The sequence below is a fragment of the Mycobacterium sp. 852002-51152_SCH6134967 genome (assembly GCF_001667105.1).
In the GTDB taxonomy this organism is placed as follows: domain Bacteria; phylum Actinomycetota; class Actinomycetes; order Mycobacteriales; family Mycobacteriaceae; genus Mycobacterium; species Mycobacterium neumannii_A.
This window is the reverse complement of record NZ_LZIK01000064.1, coordinates 29,644-41,817: the sequence shown is the minus strand read 5'-3', so window position 1 is coordinate 41,817 and position 12,174 is coordinate 29,644. Positions and strand designations below refer to the sequence as shown.

3 protein-coding genes (1 of these 3 only partly in view) are annotated in these 12,174 nt (G+C 65.7%); 1 reads left to right on the top strand and 2 read right to left on the bottom strand.

Going from position 1 to position 12,174, the window contains the following annotated elements; translation table 11 throughout:
- A protein-coding gene (locus A5790_RS20490; protein WP_156656472.1) for a non-ribosomal peptide synthase/polyketide synthase crosses the window boundary here: on the top strand, positions 1–11,377 show its 3' portion. The gene continues 8,828 nt to the left of window position 1, outside the view; the window shows 11,377 of its 20,205 coding nt (coding positions 8,829–20,205); its start codon lies off the left edge, out of view; its stop codon occupies positions 11,375–11,377.
- Here the strand turns inward: A5790_RS20490 and A5790_RS25865 are convergent.
- Together A5790_RS25865 and A5790_RS20485 are read right to left on the bottom strand one after the other, a co-directional pair.
- On the bottom strand, positions 11,357–11,527 hold the full coding sequence (locus tag A5790_RS25865; protein ID WP_156656471.1) for a hypothetical protein: 171 nt from the start codon (positions 11,525–11,527) through the stop codon (positions 11,357–11,359). The genes A5790_RS20490 and A5790_RS25865 overlap by 21 nt on opposite strands.
- Complete coding sequence (locus A5790_RS20485; RefSeq protein WP_066848494.1) at positions 11,524–12,174, bottom strand: isoprenylcysteine carboxylmethyltransferase family protein; 651 nt, start codon at positions 12,172–12,174, stop codon at positions 11,524–11,526. Before A5790_RS20485 ends, A5790_RS25865 begins: the two co-directional genes overlap by 4 nt.

Here is a 12,174-nt window from a genome sequence, read left to right as displayed (position 1 = left end):
CGTGTTCGACGCGGTCAGCATCGAGCTGTTGATCGAGCGGCTGCGGCGGGTGTTGCTGGCGATGACCGAGGACCCAGCGTCGCGGTTGTCGTCCGTCGACGTGCTCGACGAGGCAGAGCACGCACACCTCGAGGAGTGGGGTAACAAGGCGGCGCTGACCGAACCCGCGTCCGAGTCGGAATCGATTACGGGATCCTTTGCCTTGCAGGTGGACCGTTCACCGTCGGCAGTTGCGATCAGCGGTGACGGTCGCTCGCTGACCTATCTCGAGGTTGATCAGGCGTCCAACCGGTTGGCGCATCTGCTTGCCGGACATGGAGCGGCACCGGGTGAACGGGTTGCCTTGATGTTGCCGCGGTCGGTCGACGCGATCGTGGCGATCCTGGCGGTGCTCAAGACCGGGGCGGCCTATGTACCGCTCGACCCGGCACATCCCGATGCTCGGATCCGGTTCGTCATCGGCGATGCCGCGCCCGCAGCGGTGATCACCACGGTGAATCTCCGTTCGCGTCTTGACGGTCACGACCTGTTGGTCGTAGATGTGGACGACCCCGCTCTGGGCAGCCAGCCCGACACCAGTCTTCCGTCGCCGGCCGCCGACGACATCGCCTACCTCATCTACACCTCCGGCACGACCGGAACGCCCAAGGGTGTCGCGGTCGCGCACCGTAACGTGACTCGGCTGCTGCGAACCTTGGACGACCAAGTACCGCCCGGGGGCGTGTGGTCCCAGTGTCACTCGCTGGCATTCGACTTCTCCGTCTGGGAGATGTTCGGTGCGCTGCTCGGAGGCGGACGTCTCGTGGTGGTGCCCGACGAGGTGGTGCGGTCGCCGGAAGAGTTGTACTCGTTGCTGATCGCCGAGCAGGTCACTGTCCTGAGCCAGACCCCGTCGGCGTTCTATGCGCTACAGACCGCCGACGCGCAACACAACTGGCAAGACGTGGCCACGGCGTGGGAACACCAGGTGACCCGCTGGCTCGACTTCGGCGCGACCCAATCGCAGGAGTCGGGTGGTGAGCTGGCGCTGCAGCGGGTCGTGTTCGGCGGGGAGGCGCTACAGCCACCACGTCTCGACACGTGGCTGGACAATCACCCCGGAAACCCATTCCTGATCAACATGTACGGCATCACCGAGACCACGGTGCATGCTTCGTACCGCAGGATTATGGCCGCCGACCTCGACAGCACCGCCAGCCCCATCGGGGGCCCGTTGGCAGACCTTGGCTTCTTCGTGCTCGATGCCTGGATGCGGCCGGTGCCGGTCGGGGTTGTCGGGGAGCTGTATGTGGCGGGTGCCGGGCTGGCTTACGGGTATGTCGGCCGAGCAGGCTTGACGGCAACGCGATTCGTCGCCAGCCCATTCGGCGCACCGGGGGAGCGCTTGTACCGCACCGGTGACCTCGTGTCCTGGAGTCCGAAGGGTGAGCTGCACTACGTCGGCCGCGCCGACGAGCAGGTCAAGATTCGCGGTTATCGCATCGAGCTCGGTGAAGTGCAGGCCGCGTTGGCGTCGTGCAGCGGCGCGGGCCAGGCCGCGGTGATCGCGCGCGAGGACCGCCCCGGCGACAAGCGACTGGTGGGCTACATCACTGGTTCGGCAAACCCGGACGAGGTACGCGGCGCTATGGGCGAGCAACTGCCGTCCTACATGGTGCCGTCCGCCGTGGTCGTGCTGGATGCGCTACCGCTGACCGCCAACGGAAAACTCGATAAGCAAGCTCTTCCGGCGCCTGAGTACCAGAAAGACGGGCACTTCCGCGCGCCGACCAATCTCACCGAAGAGCTTCTGGCCGGCATCTATGCACAAGTGTTGGGGCTCGAGCGGGTCGGAATCGACGAGTCGTTCTTCGAGCTGGGCGGGGATTCGCTTTCCGCCATGCGGGTCATCGCCGCCCTCAACAAATCGCTGGACGCCAATGTCGCGGTTCGCACCTTGTTCGAAGCGCCCACGGTCGAGCAGTTGGCGTCCCGTATCGGCCCAGATTCAGGTGCACTCGAGCCGGTGGTGGCTGTCGAGCGGCCAGCGGTGATTCCGTTGTCGTTCGCGCAGAACCGGCTGTGGTTCATCGATCAGCTGCAAGGCCCTTCACCCATCTACAACATGGTGTTCCCGTTCCGGCTGCAGGGCAGGCTTGACGCCGATGCGCTGCAAGTGGCGCTGAACGACGTGGTGAGCCGTCACGAGTCGTTACGTACGTTGTTCTCGTCGGTCGACGGCATTCCGCGACAGGTGGTGGTACCGGCCGAGCAAGCGACCATCGGTTGGGAAGTCATAGACGCCACCGGCTGGACCGAGGACCGATTGACCGCGGCCGTCGAGGAGGTGGCTAGCCACACTTTTGATCTGGCCAGCGAAATTCCTTTGCGCGCAGTGCTTTTCCGTCTTGGTGATGACGACCATGTGCTGGTGGGCGTGGTGCACCACATCGCGGCCGACGGCTCATCCATCGCGCCATTGGTCGCAGATCTTGGGACCGCGTACGCCGCACGCTGCGCGGGGGAGGCCCCGGGCTGGGAGGACTTGCCGATCCAGTACGTCGACTACACGTTGTGGCAGCGTGCGCAGTTCGGCGATCTCGAGAACAGCGACAGCCTGATCGCGGCGCAGCTGGCGTACTGGCAGGACACCTTGGCTGGGATGCCCGAGCGTTTGGAGCTGCCCACCGATCGACCCTATCCGCAGGTGGCTTCTTATCGCGGCGCCAGTGTGGTCGTCGACTGGCCGGCCGAGCTCCATCAACGGGTCATCCAGCTGGCGAGTCAGCATAACGCGACCAGCTTCATGGTGGTCGAAGCTGCCCTCTCGGCCTTGCTGTCGATGATCAGTTCCAGCACCGACGTGGCTGTCGGATTTCCCATCGCCGGGCGGCGCGACCCGGCGCTCGATCAGCTGATCGGGTTCTTTGTCAACACCTTGGTGCTGCGTGTCGATCTGTCTGGCGACCCGACCGTCGAGGAGTTACTGGCGCAGGTGCGGACGCGCAGCCTGGCCGCCTTCGAGCATCAGGATGTGCCGTTCGAGGTGTTGGTCGATCGGCTCAACCCCATCCGTTCGCGGAGCCATGAGCCGTTGATCCAGGTGCTGCTGGCCTGGCAGAACTTCGCCGGGTCACGTCACGGCCGAAACGCGGAGCTGCCGTTGGGTGATGTGCAGGCCACACCTCTGGATGCCGAAACACACAGTGCGCGAATGGATTTGACGTTCGCCCTTTCGGAACGTTGGAGTGACGACGGTGAACCCGCGGGGATAAGTGGGGCGGTCGAGTTTCGCACCGATGTTTTCGACGCCGCGAGTATCGAAGCTCTGATTCGGCGGTTCGAGCGGATGCTGATGGCGATGACCGGCGACCCGGGCCGGCGGTTGTCATCGGTGAATGTTCTCGATGAGGGAGAGCGCGCCCTTCTCGATGCGGTCGGCCAACGCGCGGTGCTGACCACGCCGCCACCGGCTGCGGCGTCTGTTCCGGCACTGTTCACCGCACAGGCTGCGCGCTCCCCGGAGGCGCCGGCGGTGACCTTCGAGGGCCGCTCGATGACGTATCGGGAACTCGACGAGGCGTCGAACCGGCTGGCGCACTTGCTTTTTGAGCAAGGTGCAGGCCGCGGACAGTGCGTGGCGCTGCTTCTGCCACGCTCGGCCGAGGCGATCGTGACGCTGCTTGCCGTGCTCAAGACCGGAGCAGCGTATGTGCCGATCGACCCTGCGCATCCGGACACCCGCATCGCAGTCATCCTCGCCGACGCGGCACCCGTCGCCGTCGTCACGACGGCGGGTATGCGGTCGCGGCTAGACGAGGGCGCGGTCTCGGTGGTCGAGGTCGACGAACCACGAATCGGCAGCTATCCGGCCACGGACTTGCCGGCGCCCGTGGGGGACGACTTCGCGTACATCATCTACACCTCCGGAACCACCGGCGTGCCCAAGGGCGTCGCGGTCACTCACCAGACTGTCACTGGGCTCCTGGAGTCGTTGGACATCGATCTGAAGCTGACCGGCCACGTGTGGTCGCAGTGGCATTCGTTCGCATTCGACGTCTCGGTGTGGGAAATCTTCGGTGCGCTGCTCCATGGTGGGCGTTTGGTGGTTGTGCCCGACTCAGTGGTGGGCTCGCCAGATGACTTCCACGCTTTGCTGATCCGTGAACAGGTCAGCGTGCTGAATCAGACCCCGTCCGCGGCGGCGGCGCTTTCTCATGAGGGTCTGGACTCAGTGGCGTTGGTCGTAGCCGGAGAGGCATGCCCCGTCGAGGTCGTCGATCGGTGGGCCCCCGGGCGTGTGATGATCAACGGCTACGGCCCGACCGAAACCTGGTACACCTCGTTCAGTGCGCCGTTGCGGGCGGGCTCGGGTGTCGTTCCGATCGGCACGCCGGTGCCCGGCGCGGCGTTCTTCGTGCTCGACGCGTGGTTGCGACCGGTACCGCCGGGGGTGGCCGGCGAGTTGTACGTGGCCGGCCGCGGAGTGGCGTCCGGTTATGTGGGCCGCAGCCCGTTGACGGCATCACGATTTGTCGCCTGCCCGTTCACCGGCGCGGAGGCGCCCGGACAACGCATGTACCGCACCGGAGACTTGGTGCGCTGGGGTGCCGACGGGCAGTTGCTATACCTGGGGCGCGCCGACGAGCAGGTCAAGATCCGCGGGTACCGCATCGAACTCGGTGAGATCCAGGCTGCGTTGGCGGGCTGCGTCGGCGTCGATCAGGCGGCGGTGGTTGTGCGCGACGACCGGCCGGGTGACAAGCGGCTGATAGGTTACGTGACCGGCACTGCCGAACCGGCCGAGATCCGGGTGGCCTTGGCCGAGCGCCTGCCCGGCTACATGGTGCCGACCGCTGTGGTGGTCCTTGATGCCTTGCCGTTGACGGTCAACGGCAAGCTCGACAAACGCGCCTTGCCGGCACCCGATTACACCGACACCGATCGTTATCGCGCTCCGTCCGGCCTTGCCGAGGAGGTTCTGGCCGGCATCTACGCCCAGGTTCTGGGGTTGGAACGGGTCGGTGTCGACGACTCATTCTTCGAGCTGGGCGGCGACTCGTTGTCGGCGATGCGGGTGATCGCAGCGGTAAACAAGTCGTTGGATGCCGGGCTGTCGGTGCGTGCGTTGTTCGAGACGCCCACGGTCGCCGAGTTGGCGCCGCGCATCGGCGAAGGGGACGGCCTGGAGCCGTTGGTTCCACTGGAGCGCCCCGCGGTGGTGCCGTTGTCCTTTGCCCAGAACCGATTGTGGCTCCTCGATCAGCTGCAGGGTCCGTCCGCGGTTTACAACCTGGCGGTGGCGCTGCATTTGGAAGGCCGCCTGGACGCTGAAGCGTTGGCTGAGGCCCTGGTTGACGTGGTGGCACGTCACGAGAGTCTGCGCACGCTGTTCCTGGCGCCAGGCGGGATTCCGGAGCAGTGGGTGGTGCCGGTCGGGGATGTGGAAGTGGGCTGGCAGGTTGTTGACGCGACCGGCTGGCCGGAGAGCCGGCTGGAGGAGGCTGTCGGCGCCGTTGCGCGTCGGCCGTTTGATCTGGCCACCGAGATTCCATTGCGCACAACGCTTTTCAAACTCCACGAAGATGAGCATGTGCTGGTGGCGGTGGTGCACCACATCGCCGCTGACGGTTGGTCGATCGCTCCGCTGGTCGGTGATCTGGGCGCGGCGTATGCCGCTCGGTGCGCTGGACACGCCCCGGACTGGGCGCCGCTGCCGGTGCAGTATGTCGATTACGCGTTGTGGCAGCGTGCGCAGCTCGGCGACCTGGCCGATCCGGACAGCCGCATAGCTGCCCAGCTGGCTTACTGGCAGCAGGCTTTGGCCGATATGCCGGAGCGGGTACAGCTGCCCACTGACCGGCCCTACCCGCAGGTGGCCGATTATCGCGGTGCCAACCTTTCGGTGCAGTGGCCGGTGGAGGTGCAGCAGGGGATCGCCCGGTTGGCTGGTTCGCACGGCGCGACGAATTTCATGGTGATGCAAGCCGCGATGGCGGTGCTGTTGGCCAAGCTGAGCGCGAGTTCCAATGTGGCGGTGGGCTTCCCGATCGCTGGGCGGCGCGACCGAGCACTGGACGAGCTCGTCGGTTTCTTCGTCAACACCTTGGTGTTGCGGGTGGACCTCACTGGGGATCCGACGGTCGCTGAAGTGTTGGAGCAGGTGCGGCAGCGAAGCCTGGCCGCGTTCGAACATCAGGATGTGCCGTTCGAGGTGCTTGTGGAGCGGCTCAACCCCACTCGAAGCCTGAACCACCATCCGCTGGTCCAGGTATCGCTGGCCTGGCAGAACAACGCCGCCGGCGAGCTGAGGCTGGGTGATGTAGAGGTCACCCCGATGCCGGCCGACACCCACACCGCCCGCATGGATTTGACGTTCTCGCTTGGAGAGCAGTGGAGCGAGGCCGGAGAGCCGGGTGGAATCGGCGGGCATGTCGAATTCCGCACGGACGTGTTCGACGCGGCCAGCATCGAAGCGTTGGTCGAGCGGTTGCAGCGGGTTCTGCTGGTCATGACGGCCGACCCGGCGCGGCGGCTGTCGACGATCGATCTACTCGATGAGCAGGAACATGGCCGACTGGAGCGGTGGGGTAATCGGGAGGCGTTGACCGCGCCCGGGCTGCCCGCAGTCTCGATCCCGGCGAGGTTCGGCGCGCAGGTCGCTCGTACCCCGGAAGCGGTGGCGCTGACGTGTCAGGGCCGCTCGTGGACATATCGCCAATTGGACGAGGCCGCCAACAGGTGGGCGCACTTCCTTACTACTCGCGGGGTGGGCCCCGGGCAGCGGGTGGCGTTGCTGTTGGACCGCTCGGCCGAGGCGGTTGTGGCGATGGTCGGGGTGCTCAAGACGGGGGCGGCCTATGTGCCGATCGACCCGGCGCACCCGGATGCGCGGATCGGGTTCGTCCTCGCCGACGCCTCTCCGATCGCCGCACTGACCACCGCGGCTCTGGCCCACCGGCTCGCCGGCCACGACTTATTGGTCATCGATATCGCCGACCCGGCTGTCGCTGATCAGCCGGATACCGCGCTTCCGGCGCCGTCCCCGGACGACCTCGCCTACCTGATCTACACCTCCGGCACCACCGGTGTGCCCAAGGGCGTGGCCACCACCCATCACAACGTCATTCAGCTCTTGGAGCGACTGGGCGCCTACCTGCCGGTGGCAGGGGTGTGGACGCAGTGTCACTCCTACGGTTTCGACACCTCGGTCTGGGAGACCTGGGGTCCGCTGCTGCACGGCGGTCGCACGGTTGTGGTGCCCGACTCGGTGACCCGGTCGTCGGAGGACTTGCACGCCTTGTTGGTCGCTGAGCAGGTCAGTGTGCTCACCCAGACACCGTCGGCGGCAGGCGTGTTGTCGCCGCACGGGTTGGACGGGATGGCGCTGGTGGTCGCCGGTGAGGCCTGCCCGCCGGAGCTGGTGGATCGGTGGGCGCCCGGACGGGTGATGATCAACGCCTTTGGGCCGACCGAGACGACCATGGTCGTGATGCTCAGCGCGCCGCTGGTGCCCGGAACAGGTGCGCCGCCGATCGGTTCGCCGGTCCCGGGCGCGGCGTTGTTTGTGCTGGACGACTGGCTGCGTCCGGTGCCGCCCGGAGTGGTCGGTGAGCTGTATGTGGCCGGCGAAGGTCTGGCGTGCGGCTACCTGGGCCGGGCCGCGTTGAGCGCGACGCGGTTTGTGGCATGTCCGTTCACCGGCGCCGATGCGCAGGCCGGACGTATGTACCGCACCGGTGATCTGGTGTCGTGGGGCTCCGACGGCCAACTCCGGTACTGGGGACGCGCGGACGAGCAGGTCAAAGTTCGCGGCTACCGCATCGAGTTAGGTGAGGTGCAGGCGGCGTTGGCTCGTTGCGAAGGCGTCGATCAGGCGGTGGTGATCGCCCGTGAGGACCGCCCCGGCGACAAGCGGCTGGTGGGTTATGTGACCGAGGCGCCCGGCGCCGCTGTGGACGCGAACGGCATACGCGCTGCCTTGGCGGACCGGTTGCCGGGCTACATGGTGCCGACAGCGGTGGTGGTGTTGGCCGCGATTCCGTTGACCGTCAACGGAAAGCTCGACACCCGCGCTTTGCCGGCGCCGGAGTACACCGGCACGGATCAGTATCGCGCTCCATCGAACGTGATCGAGGAAGTGCTGGCGGGGGTCTACGCCGAGGTGTTGGGCGTGGATCGGGTCGGGGTCGACGAGTCGTTCTTCGAGCTCGGCGGCGACAGCATCTTGTCGATGCAGGTGGTGGCACGGGCGCGGGCGGCGGGTGTGTTGTGCCGGCCGCGTGACGTTTTCGCCGAGCAGACCGTCGCCCGATTGGCGCGGGTGGCCGCGGTGACCGACGGTACGAATGACGTCGCCGATGCGGGTGTCGGACCCGTGGTGGCCACCCCGGTCATGCACTGGCTGCAGGGCATGCAGGGCCCGATCGAGGAGTTCAACCAGACCGTGGCTATGCAGGCTCCGGCCGGTGTCAGCCAATCCGACGTGGTGGCGCTGCTGCAGGCTCTGGTGGATCGGCATGCGATGTTGCGCCTGCAAGTCTCGAACGACGGCGCCGGAGGGTGGGCGCTCTTTGTGCCCGAGCCCGGGACGGTGGACGCGCACGATTGCCTGCGAACCGTCGACGTACTGTCCGACGCCGCGCTGGTGGAGGCGCGGTCGCAACTAAACCCGGCAGCGGGAGTGATGCTGGTCGCGGTGTGGGCGAGTGCGACCGGGCAGTTGGCGTTGATCGGCCACCATCTGGCCGTCGACGGGGTGTCCTGGCGAATCCTGTTGGAAGACCTCAACGTTGGCTGGGCTCAGCACCGCACTGGGCAGCCGATCGTGTTGCCGTCGGGCGGGACGTCGTTCGCGCGATGGTCGGAGCTGCTGGCCGAGCATGCGCAGCGTCCGGAAGTCGTCGCGCAGGCCGACATGTGGCGCCGGGTGGCCGCCACCGCCCCCGCGCTTCCGGCGGTGCAACCCGCGCTTGACACGTTCGAAACGGCTGGACGCTTGTCGGTGTCACTCGACGTCGAGACGACCCGGATGTTACTGGGGGAGGTGCCAACAGCGTTCCACGCGGGGATCCACGAAATCTTATTGATCGCGTTCGGCCTGGCGGCAGCGGAGTTCTCCGGCAGCGGTGATTCCCCGATCGTCATCGACGTGGAGGGCCACGGCCGCGCTGAGGAGCTGTCCTCCGAGGTGGATCTGTCGCGCACCGTGGGTTGGTTCACGGCCCTCTATCCGGTCGCATTGGCCGGGCGTGGGCTGGACTGGGGTCAGGTCAGCGCCGGCGACGCGACGCTCGGTGCGGTGGTCAAGGACGCCAAAGAGCAACTGCGTGGCCTCCCCGACGGGGTCACCTACGGTCTGCTGCGGTATCTGAACCCCGACGTGGATTTGGCCGGGTCGAGCCCGGCGCTCGGGTTCAACTATCTGGGTCGGCTGGGCGCGGCGGGCGGGACCTCCGAGGATGCGTGGCAGATCAGCCCAGAAGGTCTGGCGTTGACGGGCGCGGTGACGGCGTTGGCTCTGCCGCTGGCGCATACCGTCGAGCTCAACGCCGCCACGGCCGACACCGAGACCGGCCCGCAGCTGCACGCCGACTGGACCTGGGCAACGTCAGTGCTGGACGCCACAGAGGTCAAGCGGCTGAGCCGCTTGTGGTTCGAGGCACTGGCGGGTATCTGCGCGCATGTGCGCGCCGGCGGCGGCGGGTTGACCCCGTCGGACATCGCGCCCGCCCGGCTGAGCCAACTGCAGCTCGACGAAGTATGCCGCCGCCATGCGGTCGTTGATGTATTGCCGTTGACTCCGCTGCAGCAGGGGCTCCTCTTCCACGCGAGCGCCGCGCAGGGCGACGGCGACGACGTGTACGCGGTGCAACTGGATCTCACAATCACCGGCCCGCTGGAGCCGACGCGGCTGCGTGATGCGGTGAACGCCGTCGTCACCCGACATCCGAACGTGGTGGCGCACTTCTGCGCCCAGTACGACGAGCCGATTGCGCTCATCCCGGCTGACCCGGTGGCGCCGTGGCGCTATATCGACCTGAGCGAGGGCGGAGTCGATGTCGACGAACAGATGCAGCATCTGAGCAATGCTGAGCGCGCCGCCGTCTGCGATCTTGCGAATCAACCGCCGTTCCGGGTGGCGTTGGCCCGCATCAAAGCAGACCAGCACCGGTTGGTCCTGACCAATCACCACATCGTGCTCGACGGCTGGTCGATGCCGATCCTGCTGCAGGAGATCATCGCCGGCTACTACGGGCAGCGACTGCCTGAGCCTGCGCCGTATCGCGCGTTCTTCACCTGGTTGGCGGAGCGGGATATGCAAGCCGCCCGTACGGCCTGGGCTAACGTGTTGGCTGGTTTCACGAACCCGACCCTGGTGGCGCCGCCGGACCGATTGGGACTGGGCCCGCGCGCGATTGAAGAGTTCCGGGTGCCGGAACAAACCACACACGCGCTCGGCGAGCTGGCCCGTTCACACCAAACGACGGTCAGCACAGTGCTGCAGGCTGCCTGGGCCCTGCTGTTGAGCTCGTTGACCGGCAGGCAGGATGTCGCACTGGGTGTGGTGGTCTCCGGGCGGCCCGCCGAGTTGGTCGGCGCCGAATCGATGGCGGGACTGCTGATCAACACGGTGCCGGTGCGCGCGCGCCTCACGCCCGCGACGACCACCAGCGAACTGCTTGAGCAGCTGCAGACAATGCACAACGACACCTACGAGCATCAGCACCTAGGGCTGGCCGAAATTCACCGCCTCACGGGCCACGACAGGCTTTTCGACACGGCGTTCGTGTACGAGAACTATCCCGTGGACAGTGCAGCGTTGTCGAGCGGCCATGACTTGGCCATCACCGACTTGGCGGCACGAGACTACTACCACTACCCGCTTGCGGTTCAGGCGCAACCTGGGCGCGAACTGGGACTTCACGTTCAATTCCGCACCGATATCTTCTCCATCGCCCACATCGAGGCATTGATGGAGCGGTTGCAACGGATCCTGTTGTCGATGATCGACGATCCTGAACGGCGGCTTTCGGCGACTGGTCTGATCCCTGCAATCGAAGACGACCACCTCGATGCGGCTGCTGATCGGTATGCGACGAGTCAGGTGATGACGCCAAAGGCGCCGGCATCTGAATATGCCGGCGCAGTCGGAGACTGTAGTGCGCCGGCCACCCCAATCGAACGGATATTGTCCGACATCTTCGCGAAGGCCCTAGATATCGAGCAGGTGGGGGTCGACGAGTCATTCTTCGACATCGGCGGTGATTCGCTTTCCGCGATGCGGCTGATCGCCGCAATCAACGCAGCCCTTGACATCGAACTCGCAGTTACCAGCATCTTCAACGCGCCGTCGGTCAGAAGCCTGAGTAAACAGCTAGCAGACGTCGCCGGCTGACTGGACACGAAAGGCGCAATGGCGCTGGGATGCCGGGCTGTCGATCAATTCTTCTGCACTGCTGTGAATACGGCGCTGTCGGAGCTGCGGCCGTTCGTCGGTGCCGGAAATCGGCGCTTCGTTCAGACGGAAGGTTTCGCCATAGTTCACCAGACACACGGCACAAGTCGATAGCGGACCTTCTGCGTGTAGTCGCGGTATCCCTCCAGCTCTTCTTGGAGCATCTTCTCCTCGTCTCGGATGCGCAAAGCGAGTGATATCCCCGCAAGTAGGACGGTGAGAAGTGCCCAATAAGAACCGAGCGCCAGGGGGATGCCGACCATCATGATCATGCTGCCGGTGTACATCGGGTGCCGCACCATCCCGTACAGGCCGCTAGAGACGATCTCCTGGCCTCCCTCGACTTGTACGTTTGCTGCCGCATAGCTGTTCTGAACTGCGACGACTGTCACCGTGATCAGGCCGACGGCTACCAAGACGTCACCAACCAAACAGATCGCAGTCGGTACCTGCGACCAACCGAAGCGATGATCCAAGCCGCTGACGACGAACGCCGCCGGAACAGATGAGAGCCAGCCGAAGATGAGGATCTTCTGCGCTAGTCGAGTCTCCGCGGTGGGCCCTCGCATACGACGCTCGAAAGCATCCGGATTGATTCGCAACAAATAGATGCTCGGAATCCATCCGGAAAGGTTGTAAACGGCTAGAAAGACCCACGCTTGCCAGTAATTGAACGTTCCTGCCGCCGCGAAAAGAATCAACGCCTGCGCGACGGATTCAGCAAACTTCCCCATCAT

What these genes read in the sequence shown, in the direction of transcription:
- A5790_RS20485 (WP_066848494.1), bottom strand. Translation starts at nt 12,174, where the DNA reads ATGATGGGGAAGTTTGCTGAATCCGTCGCGCAGGCGTTGATTCTTTTC.